The 26,182-nt window shown below is 60.5% G+C and carries 25 protein-coding genes and 1 other RNA gene; 11 read left to right on the forward strand and 15 right to left on the reverse strand.

The window, feature by feature from the left end; genetic code table 11:
• Positions 1-50: 50 nt before the first annotated feature.
• The 5 genes from J4D99_RS07425 to ffs all read right to left on the reverse strand — a co-directional run bounded on the left by J4D99_RS07425 (position 51) and on the right by ffs (position 2,942).
• Positions 51-953, reverse strand: a complete 903-nt coding sequence (locus J4D99_RS07425) for a glycosyltransferase family 2 protein (RefSeq protein ID WP_208131071.1) — start codon at positions 951-953, stop codon at positions 51-53.
• Positions 954-970: 17 nt separating this feature from the next.
• Positions 971-1,648, reverse strand: coding sequence for a cell division ATP-binding protein FtsE (locus tag J4D99_RS07430; RefSeq protein WP_208131072.1), 678 nt, complete (start codon positions 1,646-1,648; stop codon positions 971-973).
• Between the two features lie 58 nt (positions 1,649-1,706).
• Positions 1,707-1,910, reverse strand: coding sequence for a fructose-6-phosphate aldolase (locus J4D99_RS07435; RefSeq protein WP_208131073.1), 204 nt, complete (start codon positions 1,908-1,910; stop codon positions 1,707-1,709).
• 107 nt (positions 1,911-2,017) lie between these two features.
• The gene (fsa, locus tag J4D99_RS07440; protein WP_208131074.1) at positions 2,018-2,674 is read right to left on the reverse strand and encodes a fructose-6-phosphate aldolase; all 657 of its coding nucleotides are present in this window, start codon (positions 2,672-2,674) and stop codon (positions 2,018-2,020) included.
• 171 nt (positions 2,675-2,845) lie between these two features.
• An RNA gene (ffs, locus tag J4D99_RS07445) (signal recognition particle sRNA small type) lies at positions 2,846-2,942 on the reverse strand.
• Between the two features lie 186 nt (positions 2,943-3,128).
• Here ffs and guaA point away from each other — a divergent pair.
• Entirely contained in the window at positions 3,129-4,676 is a 1,548-nt protein-coding gene (guaA, locus tag J4D99_RS07450) for a glutamine-hydrolyzing GMP synthase (protein WP_208131075.1), read from the forward strand.
• Positions 4,677-4,863: 187 nt separating this feature from the next.
• Entirely contained in the window at positions 4,864-5,589 is a 726-nt protein-coding gene (locus J4D99_RS07455; protein ID WP_208131076.1) for a type 1 glutamine amidotransferase, read from the forward strand.
• An 83-nt stretch (positions 5,590-5,672) separates the two neighbouring features.
• On the opposite strand, the gene dgt is transcribed toward J4D99_RS07455, so the two are convergent.
• Entirely contained in the window at positions 5,673-7,052 is a 1,380-nt protein-coding gene (gene dgt / locus J4D99_RS07460) for a dGTP triphosphohydrolase (protein ID WP_236018565.1), read from the reverse strand.
• 168 nt (positions 7,053-7,220) lie between these two features.
• Here dgt and J4D99_RS07465 point away from each other — a divergent pair, with 168 nt between their 5' ends.
• Positions 7,221-8,762: a glycosyltransferase family 39 protein gene (locus J4D99_RS07465; RefSeq protein WP_208131078.1), complete on the forward strand. Its 1,542-nt coding sequence runs from the start codon at positions 7,221-7,223 to the stop codon at positions 8,760-8,762.
• A 183-nt stretch (positions 8,763-8,945) separates the two neighbouring features.
• Here the strand turns inward: J4D99_RS07465 and J4D99_RS07470 are convergent, their stop codons facing one another.
• Positions 8,946-9,641: a DUF1361 domain-containing protein gene (locus J4D99_RS07470; RefSeq protein WP_208131079.1), complete on the reverse strand. Its 696-nt coding sequence runs from the start codon at positions 9,639-9,641 to the stop codon at positions 8,946-8,948.
• Between the two features lie 134 nt (positions 9,642-9,775).
• Between J4D99_RS07470 and J4D99_RS07475 the strand changes: the two genes are divergently transcribed.
• From J4D99_RS07475 to J4D99_RS07495, 5 genes are all read left to right on the forward strand, one after another.
• The gene (locus tag J4D99_RS07475; RefSeq protein ID WP_208131080.1) at positions 9,776-11,509 is read left to right on the forward strand and encodes an ABC transporter substrate-binding protein; all 1,734 of its coding nucleotides are present in this window, start codon (positions 9,776-9,778) and stop codon (positions 11,507-11,509) included.
• 153 nt (positions 11,510-11,662) lie between these two features.
• Positions 11,663-12,958, forward strand: coding sequence for a glutamate-1-semialdehyde 2,1-aminomutase (gene hemL, locus J4D99_RS07480; protein WP_208131081.1), 1,296 nt, complete (start codon positions 11,663-11,665; stop codon positions 12,956-12,958).
• Between the two features lie 139 nt (positions 12,959-13,097).
• Positions 13,098-14,033, forward strand: a complete 936-nt coding sequence (locus J4D99_RS07485) for a hypothetical protein (RefSeq protein ID WP_208131082.1) — start codon at positions 13,098-13,100, stop codon at positions 14,031-14,033.
• Positions 14,034-14,132: 99 nt separating this feature from the next.
• Complete coding sequence (gene dcd / locus J4D99_RS07490; RefSeq protein ID WP_208131083.1) at positions 14,133-14,672, forward strand: dCTP deaminase; 540 nt, start codon at positions 14,133-14,135, stop codon at positions 14,670-14,672.
• A 128-nt stretch (positions 14,673-14,800) separates the two neighbouring features.
• On the forward strand, positions 14,801-15,355 hold the full coding sequence (locus J4D99_RS07495; protein WP_208131084.1) for a DUF4890 domain-containing protein: 555 nt from the start codon (positions 14,801-14,803) through the stop codon (positions 15,353-15,355).
• A gap of 176 nt (positions 15,356-15,531) precedes the next feature.
• Here J4D99_RS07495 and J4D99_RS07500 read toward each other — a convergent pair whose 3' ends face one another.
• The 6 genes from J4D99_RS07500 to J4D99_RS07525 all read right to left on the reverse strand — a co-directional run bounded on the left by J4D99_RS07500 (position 15,532) and on the right by J4D99_RS07525 (position 22,558).
• Positions 15,532-18,348, reverse strand: a complete 2,817-nt coding sequence (locus J4D99_RS07500) for a S9 family peptidase (protein WP_208131085.1) — start codon at positions 18,346-18,348, stop codon at positions 15,532-15,534.
• Positions 18,349-18,516: 168 nt separating this feature from the next.
• Positions 18,517-18,855 carry a gliding motility protein GldC gene (gldC, locus tag J4D99_RS07505; RefSeq protein ID WP_208131086.1) on the reverse strand — a complete coding sequence of 113 codons (339 nt, stop codon included), beginning with the start codon at positions 18,853-18,855 and terminating at the stop codon, positions 18,517-18,519.
• 154 nt (positions 18,856-19,009) lie between these two features.
• Complete coding sequence (gene dnaN, locus J4D99_RS07510; protein WP_208131087.1) at positions 19,010-20,134, reverse strand: DNA polymerase III subunit beta; 1,125 nt, start codon at positions 20,132-20,134, stop codon at positions 19,010-19,012.
• 124 nt (positions 20,135-20,258) lie between these two features.
• Entirely contained in the window at positions 20,259-20,807 is a 549-nt protein-coding gene (locus J4D99_RS07515; protein WP_208131088.1) for a hypothetical protein, read from the reverse strand.
• 78 nt (positions 20,808-20,885) lie between these two features.
• Entirely contained in the window at positions 20,886-21,986 is a 1,101-nt protein-coding gene (ychF, locus tag J4D99_RS07520; protein WP_208131089.1) for a redox-regulated ATPase YchF, read from the reverse strand.
• A 164-nt stretch (positions 21,987-22,150) separates the two neighbouring features.
• Positions 22,151-22,558 (reverse strand): DUF3276 family protein, encoded by a 408-nt coding sequence (locus J4D99_RS07525; RefSeq protein WP_208131090.1) that lies wholly within the window; start codon positions 22,556-22,558, stop codon positions 22,151-22,153.
• 281 nt (positions 22,559-22,839) lie between these two features.
• Here J4D99_RS07525 and J4D99_RS07530 point away from each other — a divergent pair, with 281 nt between their 5' ends.
• From J4D99_RS07530 to J4D99_RS07540, 3 genes are all read left to right on the forward strand, one after another.
• Positions 22,840-23,778 carry a DUF58 domain-containing protein gene (locus tag J4D99_RS07530; protein ID WP_208131091.1) on the forward strand — a complete coding sequence of 313 codons (939 nt, stop codon included), beginning with the start codon at positions 22,840-22,842 and terminating at the stop codon, positions 23,776-23,778.
• 116 nt (positions 23,779-23,894) lie between these two features.
• The gene (locus J4D99_RS07535) at positions 23,895-24,137 is read left to right on the forward strand and encodes a hypothetical protein (RefSeq protein ID WP_208131092.1); all 243 of its coding nucleotides are present in this window, start codon (positions 23,895-23,897) and stop codon (positions 24,135-24,137) included.
• A 70-nt stretch (positions 24,138-24,207) separates the two neighbouring features.
• Positions 24,208-24,666, forward strand: coding sequence for a hypothetical protein (locus J4D99_RS07540; RefSeq protein ID WP_208131093.1), 459 nt, complete (start codon positions 24,208-24,210; stop codon positions 24,664-24,666).
• 142 nt (positions 24,667-24,808) lie between these two features.
• Here J4D99_RS07540 and J4D99_RS07545 read toward each other — a convergent pair whose 3' ends face one another.
• Positions 24,809-25,570: an SDR family oxidoreductase gene (locus J4D99_RS07545; RefSeq protein ID WP_208131094.1), complete on the reverse strand. Its 762-nt coding sequence runs from the start codon at positions 25,568-25,570 to the stop codon at positions 24,809-24,811.
• Between the two features lie 77 nt (positions 25,571-25,647).
• On the reverse strand, positions 25,648-26,067 hold the full coding sequence (locus J4D99_RS07550) for a helix-turn-helix domain-containing protein (protein ID WP_208131095.1): 420 nt from the start codon (positions 26,065-26,067) through the stop codon (positions 25,648-25,650).
• Positions 26,068-26,182: the final 115 nt, after the last annotated feature.

The raw sequence follows: 26,182 nt of genomic DNA on the forward strand, positions 1-26,182 counted from the left end.
GCAACGGGCAAAAACAGCGAGCGCCAAAGATACTGGCTGCCAAGCCACGCCTATGGCTCCTCTTGCAACAGCCACAGCAGCTTCAAGGCATCGAGGGCCCACAGGCTGGGGCGGGCCGAGAGCAGGTTTTGACGCAGCGTGGGGGCTAGCGCGGCCAGGGCTACGCGCGTGGCCCCGGCCAACCCCAGCAGGCGCAAGCGCCGCGCCGCACGGGCCAGCCGGCTATCGGCCCCTAGCCCATCGGCCCGCAGCACCCGGGCCAGGTTGCGCACCGCTTGCTGGCTCTTTTCGAGGAAGATAGCGGCTGGCTCCAGCCCATCGTGCAGCACTGGGTTATCGAGATGCCGCACCTCGACACCCGCCCGCGCCAGCTCCAGCCCGAAGCGGGTATCTTCGTGTCCGTAGCCGCTAAGATGCTCATCCAAGGGAAAATAGCGCAACAACCCTTCCCACAGCAGCGCATTGTTGATGCTAAGCTGGCCGCCGGGGTCGTGCTGCCGCACGGTGGCGGGGCGCATTTCGCGGGCGCGGCCGTAGTGCCAGCGCAGGCGCAGGGCCGGGTCGGTGGGCGGCGTGGCCTCGTAAGTGGTGCCGCCGATAAAGAGACTTGCCGGGGGCTTCGCGGCCACGGCCTGGGCGTAGCGGGCCAGAAACTGCTCGTCGGGCAGCCGGCTATCATTATCCAGCAAGAGCAGCCACGCATAGCTAGCCCGGGCCGCCAGCTGGTTGCGAATGGCTGCCCGGCCCACGTTGGCCGGTAGTTCCTCGTAGCGCACGCCCGGCAGGCTGGCCAGTGCCCGGTTTTTCAGCCGATATGCTGCTGCGGACCCATCATCGAGCAGGATGATTTCGGCCGGTCCCGGCCAGTCGGCGGCCTGCGCGCGTAGCGAATGCACCAGCACCGCTACGTCGCGGTTGAAAACCGGAATCAGAATCGACAGGCCCGCGTGCATATACCTAGCCCGGCGCGCTAGGCCCGGGCCGAGTCCAACAGCTGCCCCTCTTTGCAGGTGAGCACGCGGTGCGGGTACTTTTCGAGCAGCTGAAAATTGTGCGTGGCCATGAGAATGGCTGTGCCCGCGTGGTTGATTTCGCGAAACAGCTCCATGATGCCGTCGGCCACTTCGGGGTCGAGGTTGCCGGTGGGCTCGTCGGCGAGCAACAGCACGGGCTCATTGAGCAACGCCCGGGCTATCACCACGCGCTGCTGCTCGCCGCCCGAGAGGCGGTGCGGCATGCGGCCTGCCACGCCGCTCAGGCCTACTTGCGTCAGTACCTCCTGCACGCGCTGCTGCTTGCGGGCCTTGCCGCGCCAGCCGGTGGCATTGAGCACAAACAGCAGGTTTTCGCCCACCGAGCGGTCGCTCAGAAGCTGAAAGTCCTGAAACACAATGCCTAGCCGGCGCCGCAGGTAGGGCACCTTGCTGGCCGGCAGGCTAACCAAGTCGAAGCCCGCCACGGTGCCCGAGCCCACCAGCAGCGGCAGGTCGGCATACAGGGTTTTGAGCAACGACGACTTGCCCGCGCCGGTGCGCCCTACCAGGTAGGAGAACTCACTCTTTTCCAGCGCGAAAGACACGTTTTCGAGTACTGCCCGGCCTTCCTGGGTGATGGTGGCGCCGCGCAGCTCAGCAATTGGCTCGGACATAGTTAATGACGAATGACTAATTGCTAATGACCAATAATTAACGACCAGTAAGCAGTCATTACAACTCCAGCTTGCGCAGCTTGCCAAATTCCAGCTCCGCAATGACGGCGGCCAGCGGTATTTCCTGGCCTTCCAGCCCGTAGCGGTGCAGGTCTTTAAGCGGACGGTCGGCCCGGAAATAGGCAATCAGCACGAAATTCTCGTCGCGCAGCTGGATGTAATCCGGAATCTTGGCCTTGCCTTTTACTTTGATGATGTACACTTGGAGAGCGTTAGAAGTTAAAAGTTATGAGTTATGAGTTGGCAGTTACGAGCAGTGATGCAGTGGTGCATCAACTCATAACTCATAACTTTTAACTCCTAACTAAATCAAGCATTTACCTTCTTGTGGTCGGCCAGAAACGTGGCTAGGCCCTTGTCGGTGAGCGGGTGGTTGAGCAGGCCGGTGATGACGTTGAGCGGGCAGGTAACGACGTCGGCGCCCAGCTCGGCGCACTGAATGAGGTGCGGCACGTGGCGCACGCTGGCGGCCAGCACTTCGGTGGCGTAGCCGTAGTTGGCAAAAATTTCGATAATCTGGGCAATCAGCCCCAGACCGTCGGCGCCGATGTCGTCGAGGCGACCCACAAAGGGCGATACGTAGGTGGCGCCCGCCTTAGCGGCCAGCAGCGCCTGCCCTGCCGAGAAGATGAGCGTGCAGTTGGTGCGGATACCCTTGTCGCTGAAATACTTGATGGCTTTCACGCCCTCCTTAATCATGGGCACTTTCACCACGATATTGGGGTGCAGGTCGGCTAGGGCCTCGCCCTCGCGGATGATGCCGTCGAAGTCGGTGGCAATTACCTCGGCCGATACGTCGCCGTCCACGATGTCGCAGATAGCGCGGTAGTGAGCCATTACGGCATCGGTGCCCCGGATGCCTTCTTTGGCCATCAGTGAGGGGTTGGTAGTTACGCCATCGAGCACGCCGAGGTCTACGGCTTCCTGAATTTCGGCCAGGTTGGCCGTATCAATGAAAAACTTCATGTAGTTAGCTGTTAGCTAACAGCTGCTAGCCGTTAGCTATTAATTTTTATTCTCTGCTTTGAAAGCTAGCAGCTATTAGCTGACGGCTACTAAAAAAGCCGGCCCAAAGCTACGCGCTACCTGCCTAAAGTCGGCAGACGAACGCGGCTCGGGGCCGGCTGAAAAAGACAAAAAAAAGCGAGCCAAAATCGCACCGCTCAACCACCTACCCTTGCTGCCTTCCGGCCCTGGGGGAGTTCAGTAGGAGCTGGTCGTTCTGACTCGCCGGTGCAAAGGTACGCAGGCAGCGCACAGATTAAAGCATTACGTTAAAATTTCCGGCTTTTTGCGCCGCAGCGGATGCTAACGTGCAGACTATCCGAGGCAATAAAGTATAAATACCAGGTGGGCTTCTGCAGCCTATTGGCCAGGATAATACTGCGGGGCTTCGGGCTAGCCCTTAACTTTGTGCCCCATGCAGCAAATCCTGATTCTAGATTTCGGTTCGCAGTACACGCAGCTCATTGCCCGGCGCATTCGTGAGTTGCACGTTTTTTGCGAAATTCACCCCTACACCCACGCCCCCCAGCTGGCCGAGCGCATTAGTGCCGGCGACCTGCGGGGCGTCATTCTTTCGGGCTCGCCCTGCTCGGTGCGCGATGCCGACTCGCCCAACCCCGACCTGAGCGGGATTTTGGGCAAGGTACCAGTGCTGGGCATTTGCTACGGCGCGCAGTTGCTGGCCCAGCAGGGCGGCGGCGAAGTGCTGCCGGCCACCATCCGCGAATACGGCCGGGCGCGGCTGAGCAAGCTCGACGAGACGTCGCCCCTGCTTACCGGCCTGCACCTCGATACGCAGGTGTGGATGTCGCACGGCGATACCATTAAGACGCTGCCGGCTGAGTACAACATCATCGCCAGCACGCCCGAGGTGGCGGTGGCGGCCTATAAGTTGCCCAGCCAGGATACCTACGGCATCCAGTTTCACCCCGAGGTGACGCACTCGACGGAGGGCAAACAACTGCTCGAAAACTTCGTGGTCAACATCTGCGGCTGCGACCAGAGCTGGACGCCCGAGCACTTCGTCGACTCGATGGTGGCGGCGCTGCAAAACACCGTTGGCCCCGACGACCAGGTAATTCTGGGCCTCTCGGGCGGCGTGGATAGCTCGGTGGCGGCGCTGCTGCTGCACCGCGCCATCGGCCCGCGCCTACACGGCATTTTCGTCGACAATGGCCTGTTGCGGCAGGATGAGTTTGCCTCGGTGCTGAAGGCCTACGAGGGCCTGGGCCTGAACGTGACCGGCGTGCGCGCCGCGCCCGAGTTCTACAGTGCCCTAGCGGGCCTCTCCGACCCCGAGCAGAAGCGTAAGGCCATTGGCCGCACGTTTATTGAAGTATTCGACCGCGAGGCGCAGAAGGTGGAAGGCGCCCGCTGGCTAGCCCAGGGCACCATTTACCCCGACGTGATTGAGTCGGTATCGGTGCACGGCGGGCCGGCCGTGACTATCAAGAGCCACCACAACGTGGGCGGCCTACCCGAGAAGATGAACCTCAAAATCGTGGAGCCGCTACGCATGCTCTTCAAAGATGAGGTGCGCGAAGTAGGCGCCACACTAGGCCTGCCCGGCGAGATTCTCAACCGCCACCCCTTCCCTGGCCCCGGCCTGGGCATCCGCATCCTGGGCGACATCACGCCCGAGAAAGTGGACCTGCTGCAGCGCGCCGACGGCGTATTCATCAATCTTCTGAAAGAGCGCGGCCTCTACGAACAAGTATGGCAGGCCGGCGCCATGCTGCTGCCCGTGCAGAGCGTGGGCGTGATGGGCGACGAGCGTACCTACGAGCGCGTAGTGGCCCTGCGCGCCGTAACCAGCGTGGATGGCATGACCGCCGACTGGGCTCACCTGCCCTACGATTTTCTGGCCGACGTGAGCAACCGCATCATCAACCAGGTGCGCGGCATCAACCGGGTGGTGTACGATATTTCGAGCAAGCCGCCGGCTACGATTGAGTGGGAGTAATCTGAACCACGGATTCGAGCGGATTTTTCGGATTAGTCGGATTTTGTGAACGCCATTCAATATGGCTTCAATCGTCTGTCATGTTGAGTCTGCGAAGCATCTTATCACGCTGGGACAAGTCGTTCGGCGGTAATAGGATGCTTCGCAGGCTCAGCATGACAGACGTTTTTTATATTTTTTACTTTTTATGCGCTGGCACTGCCTCCAACACCTACCCGATGAAGGCCCCGGCCACGCCGGCGGCTGGCTAGCCGCGCACGGCCATACGCTCACTTTTACGCGGCTTTTTGAGCCTAATCCGGTTTTTCCGGCCCTAGCCGAATTTGACGGGCTGCTGATTTTGGGCGGCGCGATGAGCGTGTATGATGAGGCTGTATTTCCCTGGCTAGCCCCGGAAAAAGCCTTTTTACGGGAGGTACTGCGGGCCGGTAAAATTACCCTGGCCATTTGCCTGGGCGCGCAATTGGTAGCGCAGGCGTTGGGCGGCGAGGTGCGGCCAAATCCGGAACCGGAAATCGGCTTCTGGACGGTGCGCTTTTCGGCCAAAGCCCTGACGCACCCGCTCTTGCGCGGCTGGCCCGATAAAGCGACGGTGCTGCACTGGCACGTCGATACGTTTACGGTGCCGCCGGGTGCTATGCGGGTGGGCATGTCGGCGGGCTGCGCGGCACAGGGCTTTGTGTGGGGCGAGGGGATTATTTGCCTCCAATTTCACCCCGAAATGACGGAGGAAATGGTGGAGAAATTAATGGCTTTTGAAAACCACGAAACAGCTGAGGAAGCCGAATTTATTCAAACTGCCGCGCAAATTCGCAGCAAATTAAAATCGGTGTGGAAAGGTCGAAAATTAATTGAGCAGTTGTTGGAAAATATGGTGGCGCTGCACGAGCAGGAGACAACTATACTCAATTAAATCGCCTGTCATTGCTTCGCAGGCTCGCAATGACAGGCGATTTTCAGCTTATCCTTAACGTGTATTTATTGGTCAACACCTAATTAAAAGCCTTTCGGCAACTCGATACCTTTAATTGTTTTATACAAACTCAGCGCGTGCTGGTCGGTCATGCCGGCCACGTAGTCGGTGAGCAGCAGAATTTGCTCGTAAGCTGAGGCGCCGGCCTGGTGGCCGATGGCGCGGTACTGGGCGGGCAGCAGGTCGAGCAGCTTGCGCGAGCGGTGGTTGTTTTTAGAATCGAAAATGGCGCACAGAAAGGCGTCGAGCAGACCGCCGAGCACCTCGAATCCTGCCGCTTCGATTTCGAGTACCGGGCGCGAGCGGTAGAGTTTATCAATGCTCAACTGCTGAATTTCCTGGAGAAACTCGTAGCCGCTCAATTCTTTTACTAAAGAGGCATCGTAGGTGCCGGCCAGGATGGCGGGCACATGCTGGGCAAAGCGAGTGGCAGTTTCATCTACAAGCTGGCCGATGAGCGTGGCGCGCAGGTAGCCTAGCTCTTCCTGCCAGTCGCGCCAGTGCAGGCCGCTGCTGCCGGCGCCTTTGGGGCGGGCGTTGGGCGCGGCGGCGCGCAGGTTGCGCATGAGCTGCAAGCCGCGCTCATGGTCGATGAGGCCCAGCTTGAGGCCATCCTCAAAGTCGATGATACGGTAGCAAATGTCATCGGCGGCCTCGACCAGGAAGGCTAGCGGGTGGCGGTGGTAGAAGCCGGCCGGACCATCTTTGGGCAGCAGGCCCAGCTCTTCGGCCACCAGCTTGAAGCGGGCGTTTTCGGCCTGAAAGTGGCCGTATTTTTTCTCGCTAGCCCCGTTTTTCTTCTTTTCAGCGGCGATAACCGACGGGCGCGGGTATTTGGTAAACGCGCCCAGCGTGGCGTAGGTGAGCCCTAGCCCGGCCGAACCGCTGCTGAGCGCCGGGTAGGTGTGGGTGAGAATGCGGAAGCCCGCCGCGTTGCCCTCGAAGTGCTGCAAATTGGCCTGCTGGGCGGCGCTGAGGCCGGTGATGAAGCGCTCGGCGGCGCGGCTGGCAAAATAGGCCGAGATGGCATCCTCGCCGGAGTGGCCGAAGGGCGGGTTGCCGATGTCGTGGGCCAGGCAGGCAGCGGCCACGATGTCGCCGCAATCCTGGGCGAAGTCGGGTAGCTCTTTTTCAATGTCCGGGTCGTTTTCGAGCACGCGGCGGGCCGAAAGGCGGCCTAGCGAGCGGCCCACACAGGCAGTTTCGAGCGAGTGCGTGAGGCGGGTATGCACGAAGTCGGTTTCGGGCAGCGGCATCACCTGGGTTTTGCGCTGCAAGCGCCGGAAGGCCGACGAAAACACCACGCGGTCGTAGTCGGCCAGGTAGGGCGAGCGGCCGGGCATAGGCACCTCGGCAGGGCGGTCGGGGTAGCGGCGAGTAGAAAGCAGGCGAAACCAGGACATTTTTTCAGTGGGCAGTGAGCAGGAAGCCATAAACCCGCCTGTCATTGCGAGCTTGCGAAGCAATCTTTCCTTTCCGCCAGGGGTACTAATCTCGATGAAGAGGACGACAAGGAGGGATTGCTTCGCAAGCTCGCAATGACAGGCGGGTTTACCACGCTACCCTTCCTTATGAAACACCACTTACCCCTACTCTTCGCGCTCCTCAAGTTCATCTCTAGCCTGGCGCTGGCCGGCTACGGCACCTACGAGCTGCACCGCGATGAATACCTCTACCTCGACTACGGCCACCATCTGGCCTGGGGCTACATCGAAGTGCCACCCCTCACAGCCCTGCAAAGCTGGGTGACGCTGGCGCTGGGCGGCGGCTTTTTTTGGGTGAAATTCTGGCCGCTGCTCTGGGGGGCGCTCACGATATACGTGGTGGTACGGCTGGCCCAGCGGCTGGGCGGCGGGCCGTTGGCGCAGGCGCTGGCCGGCGTGTGCTACCTCACCACGGCCTACGGCCGGGTCAACCTGCTTTTCCAACCCAATGCGTTTGAAGTATTTAGCTTCACGCTAGGCCTCTACCTGCTGGTGCGGCACGCGCAGCCCGATGGCCAGCCGCGCCACCTCTACTGGCTAGGGCTGGTGCTGGGCCTGGGCATTTTGAATAAATACACCACGTTCTTTTTTGGGGCGGCCGTGCTGGTGGCGCTGCTACTCACGGCGCCGCGCACGTTTGGGCGGCGGCCCATTTGGCTAGCGGCGGGCCTGGCGCTGCTGGTAGCCGCGCCCACGCTGCTATGGCAGGTGGCGCACGGGCTGCCGTTTCGCCACCACATGGCGCTGTTGCACGAGCGGCAATTGGTGCACGTATCGGCCGGCGAGTTTTGGAAAGAGCAGGTACTGCTGTGCTTTTCGGCGGTGCTGGTGTGGCTGCCGGGGCTGTGGGCGGCGCTGCGGGGCCGGCCGGCCCCGGCGACTAGGGTGGTAGGCGCGGTGTACGTGGTGGGGATGCTCATTCTCAGTGTTTTGCACGGCAAAGGCTACTATGGCCTGGGCTATTACCCGGCGCTGTTTGCGGTGGGCGCGGTATGGTGGCAGGCGCAGCTGGCGCAGCGGCCGCGCCTGCGGGTAGCGCTGCTCGGGCTGCCGCTGCTGGTGTGGGCGCCCATCGTGCGCGATATTTTTCCGATACTCTCACCGCCCGCGATGGTGCGCCTGGGCCAGCGGCCGCTGCACCAGAAGCTAGGCCTCAACCGCTGGGAAGACGGCGAAATCCATCCGCTACCGCAGGACTTTGCCGATATGCTGGGCTGGCAGGAGCTGGCCGATAAAGCCTGGCTGGCCTACCAGGCGCTGCCCGATTCGACCCGGGCCAGCACCCTCATTAAGTGCGACAACTACGGCCAGGCCGGCGCCATCAATTATTACAACCGCCACCGCCCGCTGCCCGCTGCTACGAGCTTCAATGGTAGCTATTTATACTGGTTCCCGCAGTGGCCGGCGCGGCCCTACCGGCATCTGCTGCTCGTGGGCGAAGGCCACCCCGGGGAGCTGGCGCCCTACTTCCAGCACTTCGAAAAGGTGGGCGAAATCACCAATTCCTACGCGATGGAGCAGGGCACTACCATTTATCTGGGCACTGGCCCTAGCCCGGCGCTGCTGGCCCGCGCTGCCGCCGAGCACCGCGCCGAGCTGGCCGCCTGGGAGGGCAATCTGCAGCATTAGCACATAGTTAAATTTTACAAGAATCATTTTTAGAACGCCCTGCTCAGCTGGCGTACTTTTAAATTTCTAAACACGCGCTTAGCCTCCCTGGGCGCTGGCCGACTCCTACAACCACTACTTTCCTGGCGCACGCCAACTACCGGGCGCGCCACCGCTTGCCCTGGCCAGCAACTGAAGACTGATTTAGTGCTCGTCGGCATCGGGCTGGCGTGGGGAGCCTAGCAGGCGCACGGTGGCGTAGGCAATCAGCAAAAACGCCCAAAATACCACCGTGACGCCCCAGGCCTGCCAGTTGTGGAAAGGGTGTAGAATGCGCTGCACGATGTCGTAGAAGAGCTTGAATGGGTCGTTGAGAATATCCCAGGAATTGTAGCGCAGGTAACGGCCCAGGTACACCCCGAAGGCACTCAGGCCCAGCGCCACCGCCACAAACAGCCACCCTAACCAGAAGCCCAGGCGCCGGCGCACCAGCGCGTGCATGTCGAGCAGCGAGGCGAAGGCTAGCATCAGCCCGTTCCAGGCGCACGACATGATGAGCGCCAGGTCGTACCAGTAAGGCACCCGCGCATGCGGCACCAGGTGAAATAAGTCAGTAACGAGATAAGGCGCATTCGGGAAAAACAGCAGCCACACCGCCCCTACCGGCAGGAGCAGCCGCGCCTGTGGCGGCCGGGCGGCCAGGCTCAGCGCCGCGCTCAGGCCAAACGGGATGGCGGCCAGAAAGAGATTCCAGAGCAGAAACACGAACAGCGGCCGCCCCGTGATGAGCACGCGGGCCGCAATGAGCACAAAGCTTAGGGCCAGCGACAACCCAAGCACGAAGAACAGCGGCAGGCGGCGGCGCAGGGTGGGCAGCGACAAGGGCATGGCGAGCGACATTGGCGGGGAAAGGCAGGGGAAAGGTCCGCCCCAAGGCCTACTAAGGTAGGCAAAGCCCGCAAACGGGTTGCTTTTCGGCCCCTCCCCGGCCGGGCGTACCTTTGCGGGCGCCAACCCTGGCTTTCTTTCCCCGCATGACTAACTCGTACCGCGCCGCCACCCACCAACCGTGGCGGCTGCTTGTGCTACCCCTGCTGCTGCTGAGCCTGCTAGCCAGCGCCCAGGGCCAGCTTACCCGCTACCGCGCCGGCAAAGCCCAGCTCGACCAGGGCCACTTTGCCGTGGCTATGCAAGAGCTGGAGCCCCTGGCTCAGCCCATCAACCACTTTGCCCAGGCCCCCGACGCGGGCTACCTCTACGCCGTGGCCGCCACCCGGCTGGGGCAGTGGGCCGAGGCCGAGCAGATGCTCAATCTCATTCGTAACCAATACCCTACCTATGCCAGCATGGGCGAGGTGCTGTATTTGCAGGGCCAGGTGTCGTTTGAGCAGGGCGACTACGACACAGCGCTGCGCACCTTGGGCCAATTGCCGGCCGAGCAGTACGCCGCCCCGCGCGAGGCCATGCAAGCCAACTACCTGGCCAAGCTGAAGGACCACGCCACCTGGCAGCGTCTCCAAAAGCGCTACCCCCAGAGCAAGCTCATCGGCCGGCTGTATGCTGATTATCTGCTGAGTACTGGCACACTTACCGACGCCGACCGCCAGCAGCTCGACGCGCTCGTGGCGCAGTTTAAGCTCGACCGCAGCCGCTACGCCGCCGCGCTAGCCCCGGCTGCCGCGCCCGTGGCTCCCAAAGCCCTACCGCGCAAGGGCACCTACAACGTAGGCGTGCTGCTGCCCTTTGAGCTGCAAGACAATAGCTGGCAAACCCAGCGCAGGAATCAGTTTGTAACCGACCTCTACGCGGGCTTGCGCTTGGCCCAGGACTCGCTGCAGCGCGCCGGCCACCCGGTGCAGCTTTTTGCCTACGACACCGGCGCCGACACCCTCACGCTCAAGAGCGTGCTCGCCCTGCCCGAGCTGGCCGGCATGGATATGCTCATCGGGCCGGTGTATAAGTCGGGGGCCAAGCTGCTGGCCCGCTACGCCCGCGAGCACCAGATTGTGTGCATCAACCCGCTCTCGCAGGATGGCAGCTTGGTGCAGGACAATGCCTACCACTACCTCTATTCACCCAGCGCGGCCACCCAAGGGCGCGTGGCGGCGCAGTTTGCGGCCGTGTCGTTTGGCACCGGCCGGCCTGCCGTGCTGCTGCACGAAGACAGCAAGGATGAGAATGACTTTGCCACCGCCTACCAGGCGGCCTACGAAGCAGCAGGCGGCCACATCACGGCCAGCCATGCCTTTCGGCCCGAAGACCCGGCCAGCCTGGGCGCCGCCTTTTTGCCGGCCGAGCTCACCGGCGCCAGCCACGTGGTAGTAGCTTCCGATGCCCGCAAGGTGGGCCCGGCGGCTTTTCTGGCCCTGGGCACGGTGCCCGCTGCCAGCCGCCCGGCGCTGCTAGTGCCCGGCACCTGGCTCGATAACCCCAGCCTGGGCGTGGGCCAGCTCGGTAGTGCGGGCGTGTACTACTATCATCCCAAATACTTTGACAAAAATGGCCTGGGCTACCGGCGCTTCCGCCAGCTCTACCTGGCCAAGCAAAACCTGCCGCCCTCGGTGTTTGCCAGTCAGGGCTTCGAGCTGCTGCTGTTTTTTGGCAATGCGCTCGCGCAATACGGCCCGGCCTTCCAGGGGGGCCTAGCCAGCGCGCCGCCCCAGCCAGGCGCCATCTTCGAGGGCCTCTCCTACCCTAGCGGCGCCCACGACAGCCAAACCGTGCCGCTGCTCAAGCTCAGCAACCTGGAGCCGCAATTGCTACGGTAGGTGCTTTGACGCCCAAAACTTGTCATTGCGAGCCTGCGAAGCAATCTTTCCTTAACTGTTGGAATAGTACCCCTAGCGACAAGGAAAGATTGCTTCGCAGGCTCGCAATGACAGACGATTTCGAAAATATAAAGTATTAACAAACAGATTTTAATGACTTCTTCCGAATCTCTTTTTGCCCGCGCCCAGGAGCTTATTCCGGGCGGAGTCAACTCGCCGGTGCGGGCCTTCCGCTCGGTGGGCGGCGCGCCCGTGTTTATGCAGTCGGCCCAAGGCGCCTGGCTTACCGATGTCGATGGCAATACCTACGTTGACTTCATCAACTCGTGGGGCCCGATGATACTCGGCCACGCCTTCCCGCCGGTGCAGGAGGCCCTGGCCCAAGCATTGCCCAACTCGTTTTCCTTCGGTGCGCCTACCCGGCGCGAGGTCGAGATGGCCGAGCTGCTCATTGAAATGGTGCCCAGCCTGGAAAAAGTGCGCCTGGTAAACTCGGGCACCGAGGCCACTATGTCGGCCATCCGGGTGGCGCGCGGCTACACCGGCCGCCCGAAAATCCTCAAGTTTGAGGGCTGCTACCACGGCCACGGCGACTCCTTTCTGATTGCCGCCGGCTCGGGCGCGCTCACGCTAGGGGCCCCCGACTCGCCCGGCGTGACCCAGGGCGTAGCTCAGGATACGCTCACCGTACCCTACAACGACCTGGCGGCCGTACGGGCCGCCATCGACGCCAACCCCGAGCAGCTGGCCGCCATCATCATCGAGCCGGTAGTCGGCAATATGGGCCTCGTGGAGCCGGCCCACGGCTTCCTGGCCGGCCTGCGGGCGCTGTGCACGCAGCATGGCATTGTGCTGATTTTCGACGAGGTAATGACGGGTTTCCGCCTCGCCGCTGGTGGCGCGCAGGAGCGCTTCGGCGTGACGCCCGACCTCACCACCCTCGGCAAAATTATTGGCGGCGGCCTGCCCGTGGGCGCCTACGGCGGCCGCGCCGACATTATGAACCAGGTGGCGCCGGCCGGCAAAGTGTACCAGGCCGGCACACTCTCGGGCAACCCCCTGGCCACCGCCGCGGGGCTAGCCCAGCTGCGCTACCTGCACGAGCACCCCGAGGTGTACCAGCAGCTCGAAACCACCAGCACGCGCTTGGCTGACGGCACGCGCCAGATTGCCAAGGAGCTAGGCCTGAACTACACCGTCAATCAGGTGGGCTCGATGTTCAGCCTGTTCTTCACCTCCGAGCCGGTAACGAACCTGGAAGACGCCAAGAAAGCTGATTTGCCGGCTTTCGGGCGCTACTTCCACGCTATGCTGCAGCGCGGCATCTACCTGGCGCCGTCGCAGTTTGAGGCCCTGTTTATTTCGACCGCCATCACCGACGAGCTGGTGGAGAAGTACCTCACGGCCTGCCGCGAGTCGCTTATCGAGGCGCACGGCCTTTCGGCGTAATTTTGCTCGCAAGGTCTCGCAAAGTAAAAAGAGGTTTCGCAAGGTGCGGGATTGAATGCTTTTGTTGGCAATTCGCCCCAGGCCCTTGCGAAACCTCTTTTTACCTTGCGAGACCTTGCGCTCCTATTTCAATCTGCCTATGCGCCGTTTGCTCAGCCTGTTTCTGCTGCTTTTTTCGCTGGCCAGCTATGCCCAACCACAGGCTGGCGGCAGCCAGACGCCCGCCGCAGCCAATAAGCAGCTCTTCGACCGCACCATCGACGAGCTGAACTTCCGCACCTTCGAAACGGTGTACGACAAGCATTTTACGCGGCAGAAGTACCCTAGCAACTTGCGCACCGCCGCCGCCCGCCGGCAGTTCACCAACTTTGAAAACAACGCCGAGCTGCAAAAGCTCTTTCTGAATTACAACGGCGTGGCTGAGCGCTATAAGGCGCGCTTCGGCACCGGCCCGCTCACGCTGGCCGAGTTCGAGAAGCAGCTCAACGGCGTGCTGCGCGACCGCAACTTTGAGTTCTTCATTCGGGGCCTGCCGCACGATGAGAAGTCGGCGCTCGTCCGCACCGAGCAGCGCACCATCAAGCAGGCCCTAGCGCAGTTCAACGCCAGCGGCGCCCCGGCCGCCAAGCCCGCCCCCGAGCCCGAAGAGCCCCTGGCGGCCGCCGCGCCCCTCACCACCAACGGCCCCGCCCCCGGCGATGCCGAGCCCACCGCTGCCCCCGCACCCGAGCCCGAAGTGGGGCCGGCCACCCACTCTGCCCTTAGCGAGGCTGAGCCGGCTAGCGTCGGCCCCGGCTGGGTAGGCTACTTTACGCTGCTGCTGAGCCTGGGCTCGTTTGGCCTGCTGCTCTACACCGTGGCCAGCCTGCTGCCCGAGCTGCGTCGCCTGCGCCGCCGCGTGCGCGACCTCGAAGCCGAGCAGGCCTACTACGCCGCCCCCGAAGGCGACGAAGCGGCCGACGAGCCCGCCCCGCCCGCCGAGCGCGGCCCTGGTTTTTTCAGCCGCTTCCGCCCCCAGGCCACCGGCGAGCTGCCCGCCGACAGCTACGACGACCAAGACGACGAGCTTACCTGATTGTTGATTGCTGCTAATTGATTATCAGCTTAAAACATTGACAATCAACAAGCAGAAATCAACAAGCAGCAACTAACAATCAACCAAATTTCTGATTTCGTGATTCTGACCGACCAGCAAATTCGCGCCGAAATGGAGCGCGGTACCATCGTGGTGCAGCCCTATGACCCTAGCTGCCTGGGTACCAACTCCTACGACGTGCACCTGGGCCGCTACCTGGCTACCTACGACGACGCGGTGCTCGACGCCCGCCGCCACAATACGATTACCACCTTCGAAATGTCGGCCGAGGAAGGCTACGTGCTCCAGCCCGGCATCCTGTACCTGGGCGTGACGGAAGAATACACCGAAACCCACGCCCACGTGCCCTTCCTAGAAGGCAAGAGCAGCGTGGGTCGGCTCGGCATCGACATTCACGCCACGGCCGGCAAGGGCGACGTGGGCTTCTGCAACCACTGGACGCTCGAAATCAGCGTGTCGATGCCCGTGCGCGTGTACCCGGGCATGCCCATCGGCCAGCTCATTTATTTCGGCCTGCAAGGCGACGTACAAACGTTCTACAACCGCAAGCAGTCGGCCAAGTACAACGAGCGCACCGACCGCCCGGTAGAGAGCATGATGTGGAAAAATCGGTTTTAGCGGGCTAGCGGGCTCCGGCGCGGGCTAACCTGCACGGGGGCTTCTGCGTTAGGAAGGGCTAGCCCCGCGCCGACTAGTGTGGCGCGATAGTTGGCTAGCTTTCTTTCTACCTCACGTTTTGCCCGTCTATGAAATCCGCTTTTGCGCTGCTGCTGCTGGCCGCTACGTTTACGGCACGTGCCCAGCAAGTGGCTCCCGACCAAGGCCCGTCGGCCCCCATTCCGCAGGATAAAACGCAGCCTAGCCCGCGACTCAACCCCGCCGTGAGCGACCGCGCCGAGCACCTGAGCGACCAGATGACCCGCGACCTGCGCCTCAACGGCTACCAGTCGGCCCGGCTGCGCGCCATCAACACCGACAAGATAGGTAAGCTTGAAGCCGCTGAACGCCAGTATGCTAAGAACCCCGAGCAGCTCGATAAGCAGGCGAAGGCCATCTCGCACGAGCGCGACGCCGAGCTGCAAGCCGTGCTCTCGACCGACCAGTATACTGACTACTTCGACGCCCGCAAGCGCTACGCCCAGGCCGACCGCGACTATGCCCACAACGCCTCGGCCTCCATCCTGGTAAACTCGGTGCAAAACCCCGCCCCCGTGCGCGCCAACAACGCCACCATCGTGCCCACCAAAGCTAAGGAAACGCGCCGCGCCGGCGAGCCCTTCGGCCGCACGCTGCGCCAATAAGGGCCCTAGCCGCTGGCATTTCTTTTAAAAAAAGAGCCGCTTCCTTCAGCCTACGAGGCTACAGGAGGCGGCTCTTTTCTTGAATGGTGTAGAGACGCATCCTTGCGTCTCCTCGTTGAACGGTAACCACCCTAGCGGCGCGAGTGAGGAGACGCAAGGATGCGTCTCTACAGCAGCTACTTACTCGACACCTCCAGGCCCCAGTTGCGGCCTTTTTCAACGGCTGGCACACCTTTGTCGAGCCACACGGGGGCGGGCGCGCCCTTCAGGTAATGGTCGAAAAACTGCAGCTCGCGGATGGAGATATCCTTGCGGTTTTCGCGCTTCACGAGGTTGTGGGCTTCGCCGTTGTATTGCAGCAGCCACACCGGCTTGCCCAGGCGACGCAGGTCGGTAAACATCTCAATGCCCTGATACCACGGCACGGCGCCGTCGGCGTCGTTCGACATGATAACCACCGGCGTCTGCACCTTGGGCAGCGAGAACAACGGCGAGTTGCGGATATACAGCTCCGGCTTCTCCCACAGCGTGCCGCCGATGCGGCTCTGGGTGCGCTCGTACTGAAACTGCCGGCTCTGGCCCGATTCCCAGCGAATGCCGCCGTAGGCCGAGGTCATGTTCACGACCGGCGCGCCCGCCCAGGCGGCAGCGTACATGTTGGTTTGGGTGATGAGGTAGGCTACCTGGTAGCCGCCCCAGCTTTGGCCTTGGATACCAATGTGCGCGCCATCGACCCAGGCATTTTTCTTCAATTCTTCCACGCCCGAGTTCACGTATTCCACGGCCGAAGGGCCGGGCTCGCCCACCGTGTAGCTTATGTCGGGCGTGAAGACGAGATAACCATTGCTGGCAAACGTGGTGATATCCAGCCGCGAAGGCGTGGGCGCCGGCGCCTGGTAGCGGTAAATGCCGTCCGACAGCTTTTCGTAGAAATACGCCACCATCGGGTACTTCTTGCTAGGGTCGAAATTCTCGGGCTTGTAGAGCACACCGGTAGCGACGTGGCCCTTGGGCGTGGTCCAGTGCACCAGTTCGGCCGTGAGCCAGTTGTAGTCCTTCTGCTGCGGGTTAATGGCGCTGAGCCGGGTTTCGTGCAGCAAATCGGTGCTCACGTACAGGTCGGCCGACTGGCTCACGCTCGACTTCGTGTAGAGGTAGCGGCGCGCGTGCTTGGCCTGCTCCACGTTCGAGTAGGTCATCGGCGCCATGGCTAGCCGCACCGGCACCTTAGTGCTGGCAACGGGCTTGCGGTAGTAGCCCCAGGTTTTATCTACGTCGTTCTGGGTCAGCAGCAACACCTCTTCGCCGGGCTCAATAAACTTCTGCTTTTCCACCGGCAGGTGGTAGCGGAAGCGCAGCTTTTGCTGGCGGCCCAGACCGTTGGTAAAGTTGGTGGCTAGCCCCGTTTTGGGGTTGATTTTCCAGATATCGTACCGGTCGTAAAGCAGCACGGCCTCGTCGTTCTTGGTCCAGGCGGCCACGCCGTAGGGCTCCGGGTCGGTAGGCGAGTCGTTTTCCTCATCGGCAAAGGACACGCCTGTTTTCTGCGTCAGGTTAACAGTTTGATGGCTAGCTACCGAGTAGGCAAACCACGCCTTGGCCGCGTCGTCGTACCACACGGCGTAGCCGCCATTGGGCGAAATCTGGAATCTACTTTTCAGCGCCTGTGGGTTGATGGCCAGCCGCTTCCCCGTCAGCGTCGATACCAGGTAAGCCTGCTTACGGGTGTTGCCCTCCCACTGCATCGAAATGCGCTTGGCGGTATCGGTCACGGCCAGCACGTACTCGGCGTTGTTATTCTCGGCCAGGTACGAGTCGCGCAGGTATTCGTCTTCGAGTTGGAAGAACTTATTGCCCTGCTTGGGGTAAATGACGGCCAGGTAATTGCGCTGCAAATCCTTCTTCAGCGTCTTCAGCTGCATGGGCTGCAGGTAGTCGTCTTTGTAATTCCAGATGTCGAGCTTGGCATGTTCAAAATCGACCAAGGTCGTATCCTGCGGAATGGGGTCGGGCGCGGTGCCCAAAAACAGCTTCTCGCCATTGTCGCTAAACGTGAGCTTGCCAAACCCGCTCGGCGACCAGCCCGGCTTGAGCACACTAGCGCCAGGAGCCAGCAGCACGCGGGCGCTATCACGCCCAAAGTCGGAATAGTACAGGCTGAACGGCTTTATTAGGGCCTTCTCAGGGTGCTTTTCGGCGGTGAAGGCCAGCTGCTTGCCTGCGTCGTCAAAGGCCAGGTTCTTATACACGCCCTTGCCCCGGCTCAACTGGCGCAACTCACCGCTAGCCAGGTCATACACAAACAACCCTGACTTTAGGGTCTTGCTGCCTTTCGGCGCGGCCACCGCAAACGCCACCTTGTTGCCCGCCTTGCTGAGCTGGTAGTCGGTCACGGCCTCGAAGGTGCGGGGCTGGCCGGTGGCCAGGCTCAGCACGGTCAGCAGGGCGCCTTCCTTTTTGACTTCAAGTAGGCGGTCAGTGATTTTTTTGATGGTATCGACGGGCGCCTTTTTCAACGAGTCTTTCACCGCCGGCTTCACGCCTAAAAAGGCCAGAACCGGCGCCCGCTCGGCCACCTGAAACGACTTGACATCGGCGTACTTCGTGAGCTTGCCCGTGGCCAGGGCATACACGCCGAGCGAATCCTTCGGCATCTGCTCGGGCTTTTTCTTCTTTATGCGGGCTTGCCGCACGTCCTGAAAGCGCGGCTTAATGGCAAACACCGCATACTTCGAATCGGCCGTAAACAGCGCCGAGTCGCCGCGGCTGACCTGGCGCAGGAGCTTGTTATCTGCCGTTTTCAGGTACAGCACGGCGTCGCCTTGCTGCGGCCGCACCTGGTACAACACATACTTGCCATTGTCGCTAATGCGCTGCCGCGCAATGCTTTGCCACTGGTCGTATACCGAGTGGTCGATGGGCTTTTTGGGCGCTTGCTGGGCTAGCACCGGCGCGCTGGCCAGGCCGGCAAGTAAGAGTAAATACTTGTGCATTCGAGCGAAGATGAGCCACCTAGGCTCAGAAGTAGAAACCGAAGTTAAGGTTGAAGGCAGTCAGTTCTAAAGGCGTTGCTAGCCCCGCTCTGGCTGCGCAAATCTGAGAAAAGAAAAAGCCTTTCTACAAAAAGTAGAAAGGCTTTTATAGCAAAAGCAGAAATCGTTTTACTGGTTGGTGGCGCCCTGCTCGTCGATGTAGTCGCTGAGTTCTTTGCAGAGCTTGCGCATCATCTCGGCCATTTTTTTGTCGCCGGTGGCGGTCTGAATGGTTTCGGCCATTGAGCCGATATTATCGACCACGAAATACTTCATGGCATCGGTGGGCATGTCCTTGGTCCAGAGGTCGATTTTCATCGTCGCATCAGCGTTGCGGTCCCAGATGGCTACGTTGATAGCCTTGGCAAACTGAATATCGGGCCCCGCATCGGTGGCCTGCCAGCTGATGGCCTCGGGCACCTTCTGGTCGTCGAGGGCAATGCTGAAACGGATTTCTGATTTTTTCATCGGAGGGTCTTTTATTACAACAATCGTCTGTCATTGCGAGCTTGCGAAGCAATCTTTCCTCATCGTTCGCTTCGTTAGGTTAGTACCCCTAGCGTAAGGAAAGATTGCTTCGCAAGCTCGCAATGACAGACGATTTTATCTGATTATCAGATGCTTACACGTAGTTATTGAGCATCACTGGCATTACCAGCATCAGGATGCTTTCGTTTTCATCGGCCTGGGCGGGCATCAGCAGGCCGGCGCGGTTGGGCGTGCTCAGCTCCAGCGTGATTTCTTCCGAGTCGATGTTGCTCAGCATTTCGAGCAGGAAGCGGGCGTTGAAGCCGATTTCCATGTCCTCGCCGTCGTACTGGCAGGCTAGCGTTTCCTTGGCTTCGTTCGAGAAGTCGAGGTCTTCGGCCGAAATTACCAGTTCCGAGCCCGTGAGGCGCAGGCGCACCTGGTGCGTAGTCTTGTTGGAGTAGATGCTGATGCGGCGCACCGAGTTCAGCAGCTCGGCTCGGTTAATAGTCAGCTTATTGGGGTTGCTGACCGGGATAACGTTCTCGTAGTCGGGATAGCGCTCGTCGATGAGGCGGCACACCAGGCGCATCTGGTTGAACGAGAAGAAGGCGTTGCTCTGGTTGAACTCGACACGTACCGGCGCGGCCTCCGAGGGCAGCGAGCTTTTCAGCAGGTTGAACGCCTTGCGCGGGATGATGAGGTTGGCAGTTTGGCCGGCGCCTACGTCCTGGCGGCGGTAGCGCAGCAGGCGGTGGCCATCGGTAGCCACGAAGGTTACCTGGGCCTCGCCCAGCTGCACCAGGATGCCGGTCATGGCGGGGCGCAGCTCGTCGGTGCTTACCGCGAAAATGGTCTTGTTGATGGCCCTAGCCAGCGACGACGACGGAATCTCGACCGGAGCCGAGCCCTTCACCACCGGCACGCGGGGGAAGTCGGCCGCGTTTTCGCCAGCCAGCTTGTAGCGGCCGTTGGCCGAGCTGATTTCGATGGTGTAGGTTTCCTCGTCCAGGGTGAAGGTCACGGGCTGGTCGGGCAGGTTTTTGAGCGTGTCGAGCAGGATGCGGGCCGGCGCGGCAATGCGGCCCGATTCGCGGGCTTCGATGGGCAGCTCGGTTATCATGCTCGTCTCCAGGTCGGAGGCGGTGATGGTGAGCTTGCCGGGCTCAATCTCAAACAGGAAGTTCTCGAGGATGGGCACCACGGGGTTGTTCGTGACCACGCCGTTGATGCTCTGGAGCTGCTTGAGCAGGGCCGAGGACGAAACAATGAACTTCATAAAATTGGTGGGTTTAAGCTAGGTTTTGGCAGGGGGCAAAGATACGCTGAGGCCGCGGGGTTTTGGAAGACAATGGCTGGCAAATCTGGCTAGCCCCGCCGCTAGGGTATAGCTCCATTTATTACTACTTGCCCGACAAATTAATTGCCAATTGGCTGCCTTGTTCCGAGTAAAGCAAAATCTCTATAGACGGCGCGTGAACTAGCGATAGCGAGCCGCCATAGACAGTAGAGATTTCGGTGCGATATACACTTTTCGCTTCAATTGCCTTTGCAGAAGCGTCAGGCAAGAGTAATCCAGAAACCTGACCAAAACTCAGCCACTCTTTCAATCTTGCGTTGTTTATTAATATAGATTCGGCACTACCTATTACTCGGTAATCATTGTCATTTTCGCTGAATTCCTGAAATGAGCAGAAAACGTTCTGCAACTTAATAATCAAAAAAGGCCAATCTTCTAGATTATGACAAAATACTTTATTCCAAAAAGCATCTAGCTTAATTACCAAAATCCACGAGTTAGCGTCCTCAAAATAGGTATTATACCAATAGGAATCATGCAGCGTTATTACCGCCAATAGGTCGCACATTGAAGCTTTAGTGGCTTTTTTCCAATCAAAAGAAGTGGTCAACACTTTGCTAGCTAGCCAAACAGGGTATTTTTCCGCTTGCATTTTCAACGAATCGTTAACGTAAAAAGCCCCAGCCGTTACTGGCTGGGGCTTCCAAGATACTGCTAGCCACACCAGGCGCTACACGTTAAAGCGGAAGTGCATGATGTCGCCATCCTGCACCACGTAGTCTTTGCCTTCGACGGCCATTTTGCCGGCTTCCTTGATTTTTACCTCGGTTTTGTATTCCTGGTAATCGGCCAGCTTGATAACCTCGGCGCGAATGAAACCCTTCTCAAAATCAGAGTGGATGACGCCGGCGGCGGCGGGTGCTTTGTCGCCGCGGTGCACGGTCCAGGCACGTACTTCCTGCACGCCGGCCGTGAAGTAGGTGATGAGATTCAAGAGCTCGTAGCTGGCGCGGATGAGCTTGTTCAGACCCGACTCGGTGAGGCCGTACTCGCCCAAGAACATTGCCTTTTCCTCGGGGTCTTCCATCTCGGCAATCTGGGCCTCGATGGCGGCCGATACGAGGACTACCTGCGCGCCTTCGGCGGCTACGTGCTGGCGCAAGGCCTCCACGTGCTTGTTGCCGTTGGTAGCAATGCTGGCCTCGTCCACATTAGCCACGTAGATAACGGGCTTGATGGTGAGCAGCTGCAAATCGGCCACCGCGGCGAGGTCGTCGTCGCTGGCCTGCACGGCGCGGGCGTTCTGGCCGGCTTCGAGGGCAGCCTTGAATTTTTGAAGGCTAGCCACTTCTTTCTTAGCTACGGCATCGCCGGCTTTGGCGCTGCGCTCGCTCTTCACCAGCTTTTTATCGACGCTTTCGAGGTCTTTGAGCTGCAGCTCGGTGTCAATCACGTCTTTGTCAAACACGGGGTCAACGCCGCCGGCTACGTGCACGATGTTGGGGTCGTCGAAGCAGCGCACCACGTGAATGATGGCATCGACCTCGCGGATGTTGGCCAGAAATTTATTGCCGAGGCCCTCGCCCTTGCTAGCCCCCTTCACGAGGCCGGCAATGTCGACAAACTCGATAATGGTAGGCAGCACGCGCTTGGGGTTCACCAACGCTTCCAGAATCTGGAGGCGCTCGTCGGGCACGGTAATCACGCCCACGTTGGGCTCGATGGTGCAGAAAGGATAGTTGGCCGATTCGGCCTTGGCGTTGGATAACGCGTTGAAAAGCGTGGATTTGCCGACGTTCGGCAGGCCGACAATACCGCAGCGGAGGCCCATTATCTTGAGTGTTGAATTATGAGTGATGAATTATGAGTTCGCATAATTCAGCTACAAAGGTACGGCGCCGGGCGGCGCTAGGGTACCAACGCGAAGCGCCGCTGCTCTTACCCAGAACAGCGGCGCGCTACTACTTTTCTTCCCCTCTAGTTCAGTGCGTGTGGTTAGTAGGTGCTCTCGCCCAGGTCAGAAGCCGGGCGGCTGGCCTGCCCGTCGGGCTGCTGGCCATCGGCCGGGTAGCCACCGGGGCGCGGCTCGCCGTCGTAGGCGGGGCGCGGGCGGTCGAGCTCGGCCACTTCTTCCTCGGTTAGCAGCTCGTCGCGCACAAAGTCCACAGCATCGTGCAGGGCGTCGATAAACTTATTGAAGTCTTCCTTGTAGAGAAAAATCTTATGTTTCTCGTAGCTGGCCGGGCCATCGGGGTCGGCGCCGGGGCGGCGCTTGCTTTCCGTAATGGTGAGGTAATAATCCTGCCCGCGAGTGGCTTTTACGTCGAAGAAATACGTACGCTTGCCCGCCTTCATGCGGTGCGAATAGATTTCTTCCTGGTCCTTCGAATAACGGTCTTCCACAGGCTGAGGGAGAGGGAAAATAGGTGGGTTTTTACTTAGTAGCGCACTAAACTTGTGGCAGCTTAGGCAAAGATAAAGCTGGAAGTGCTTACCTAAATAAGCCGTTGCTACCCACGAAACTCACCTGGTGGCTTGCTTGTTTATCAGCACGTAAGATTATTTCAGCACGCACTCAAGGCAGGGCTAGCTACGCACTGCCTATAAACGCCGCCCTAGATTACAGTAGTATTCTGATTGCTAATCCTGTAGTCCTTCTACCCTATTTCGTTAGCTTAAATATCATGCCCACCGCCGCTCTCGACCTTGCCGCCATTCGCTCGTTTGAAAATTTGGAGCTGCTAGCCCGGCAATTGGTCGATGGCTTTATTACGGGGCTGCACCAGTCGCCTTACCACGGCTTTTCGGTCGAGTTTAGCGAGCACCGCCTCTACAATCCCGGCGATAGTACCCGCCACGTCGACTGGAAAGTATTTGCCCGCACCGACAAGCTCTTTGTGAAGCGCTACGAGGAGGAAACCAACCTGCGCGCCCATCTGCTGCTCGACGTGAGCCCGAGCATGTATTACCCTGAGCCGGGCCACGACAAGCTCAAATTTGCGGTGCTGGCCGCCGCCGCGCTCACCACACTTTTGCAGCGCCAGCGCGACGCCGTGGGCCTGGTAACGTTTGCCGAAACCGTGGAGCTGCAAACGCCCGTGCGCTCGACCAGCAGCCACCGCCACACGCTGCTGCTAGCCCTGCAGCAGCTGCTGGAGCGGCCCGCGCCGGCCGCCGCCTCTCGCACTGCTACCGCCCATACCGACGTGGCAGGCGTGCTGCACACCATCGCGCAGCAGATTCCCAAGCGCTCGCTCGTCATTGTCTTCAGCGACATGCTGGGGCGCGGGGCCCAGGAGCAGGAGGCCGCGCTGGCCGCCTTGCAGCACCTGCGCCACCAGCACCACGAGGTGCTGCTGTTTCACGTGCTCGACCGGGCCACCGAGTCGAACTTTGACTTTCAGGACCGACCCTACATCTTCGAGGATGTCGAAACGGGCCAGGAAATCAGGCTGCAGCCAGCGCAGGTGCGGGCGCAGTACCGGGCCGCTATGCAGCAGTTTGAAGAAGAACTGGCGCTACGCTGCGGCCAACTGAAAATTGATTTTGTGCCCGTCGACGTGCGCGAGCCGTTTGACAAAGTGCTGCACGCCTACCTGGTGAAGCGCGGCAAGGCGCGGTAGGGTACGGGGCCAGCCCCGCCCATCATCCGCGCCCGTTTGTGCCTCTATCCAAGCGCGCCGCCTCGTCGCTCATTTCTTTCCCCTAGCACCAGGCGGGGGCAAGCCCCGTCCCTATTATGTTATATCGTATTCTTCCCTACCTGCTTCTTTACGCGCTCAATGTGCCGCTAGCCTTGCTCACTGGCTACATTGCCTACTCGCACGGGCAGCGTTTTTTGCGCTGGCTGCTTATTGGGCTGGCGCTGCCATTTGTATCCGTTTTTTTGGCCATTGCGGTGGCTATTCGGCACAAGCAGCGCCTGGCGGCGGCTAGGGGTGGCGCGCCGGCCCCGGTGCCCGCGCCCGGCGAGTTTGAGTGAAACGCGGCCGTGCCCGTAGCTTCGCGGCAGTTTTTCACTGGCCGGCCAGCCCGGCGCATTCGCTTTCTGTATGTACCAAACCCTCCTACTTCTTCACTCCTGGCTGCGCTGGTTTGTGCTGGGCGCGGGCCTGCTGGCCGTGCTGCGCGCCTACCTGGGCTGGACCGGCCGCCGCCCGTTCACCAAAGGCGACAACGGCATCTCGGCCGCTTTCTCCGGCTTTATGTGGCTGCAGGTCATCATCGGGCTAGGGCTGTATTTCGGCCTGAGCCCCTGGGGCCTGAATGCCATGAAGCAGCCCGGCGCCATGAAAGACCCCACCGCCCGCTTCTTCGGCATGGAACACATTGCCGTGATGGTACTGGCCGCTATTCTGGCCCAGGTGGGCCGCATTGCGCTCAAGCGCGCCCCTAGCGATACCATGAAGCACAAGAAGGCGTTTACTTATTTCGCTATCGCGCTGGTATTAGTACTGCTCATGATTCCGTGGGGCATCTGGAACCCCGCCCGCCCGCTATTTCGCTTTTAGACCACGGATTCGGACGAATCTTTCGGATTACTCCGATTTCGTGGACGTAAAAAAGGCCGCCTAAATGGGCGGCCTTTTTATTTCCTTTAAAAGAAGGGCTAGCAAAGAGCAATAATCCGAAAAATCCGGCCGAATCCGTGGTTTAGATACCCTGCCCCCCGCTCACTTCAATACGCTGCGCGTCAATCCAATTAGCTTCTGGCGTGCAGAGGAAGGCGACGACCGGGCCCACGTCGGTGGGCAGGCCCACGCGGCCCATAGCGGTGAGGCCGGCGATGTGGGCGTTTATCTCCTTGTTATCGCGGGTGCGGCCACCGCCGAAGTCAGTTTCGATGGCGCCGGGAGCCACAATATTGGCCCGGATGCGGCGGCTGGCCAGTTCCTTGGCTTGGTACTTGGTGAGCGTCTCAACCGCCGTTTTCAGGCTGGCGTAGGCCGAGGAGCCGGGGAAGGTGATGCGCGTGAGGCCCGACGAGATATTGATGATGCCGCCCCCGTCGTTGAGCAACGGCAAGGCCTGCTGCGTCAGGAAGAACGGGCCTTTCAGGTGAATATTCACCAGCTCATCGAATTGCTGCTCAGCGGTTTCGGCAAAGGGCGCATAGTAGCCCGTGCCCGCGTTGTTGATAAGAAAATCGAACCGCTCAACGCCAAACGTGGTGCGCAGGGTAGTGCCCAACTGCTCGAAGAAAGCGCCGAACGTGCTGACCTGCGAGGCATCGAGCTGCAGCGCTACAGCCCGCTGGCCTAGCGCTGCGATTTCGGCCACCACGGCGTCGGCCGCCGCCTGCTGGGTGTGGTAGGTCAGGATAACGTCGAGGCCCTTTTTGGCGAGGTTAAGGGCCATGTCTTTGCCGAGGCCGCGGCTGCCGCCGGTTACGAGGGCGATTTTAGGGGTGCTCATCGGGGGTTAGAAGTAAGGTGAATGAACAAGGCAAAGGTCCGGCTCGTGGCTAGCCCCTTTCTGGTGAGTAGCCCAGTTTAAATGGTGACTAGTTCCGACTTTTCGACCCGCTGCGCAGCCCACTCCTGCTCGCGGTACTGCTTGGGCGTGAGTCCGGTAAAGCGCTTAAAGAACTTCGTAAAGTTCGACGGGTCGTAGGTGAGGCTGGTGGCAATGTCGGCTACCGGGCGGGTACTGTTGCGCAGCAGCGCCTGGGCCACGGCCAGAATCTCGGCCTCGAAAAAGAAGCACGGCGGCTGCCCCGTGGTCAGCTTAATGGTGTTGCTGAGGTGCGTAGGATGAATGCAGAGCTGGCTGGCAAAATCGCGGATTTCAAGCATCTCAGTGGCGCGGCCGGCCACGATGTCGGCCACGTGGCCAGCCACCAGGCGCCGGTAGTCGGCCGTTATCTCATGCTGGCGAGCCAGAATTTTCTTAGGAATGGAAGTCGAAGCCATGGGGACGTAACAGGCGGAGCACAGAATAGTCTTTAAAGGGCTACGCACTAAGCCAGACGATGCCGCACGCGTTTTACTTTTAGGCCTCTGCTACCACGCCTCACCTTTCCTCCCT

It is taken from the genome of Hymenobacter sp. BT559 (assembly GCF_017571525.1).
In the GTDB taxonomy this organism is placed as follows: domain Bacteria; phylum Bacteroidota; class Bacteroidia; order Cytophagales; family Hymenobacteraceae; genus Hymenobacter; species Hymenobacter ginsengisoli.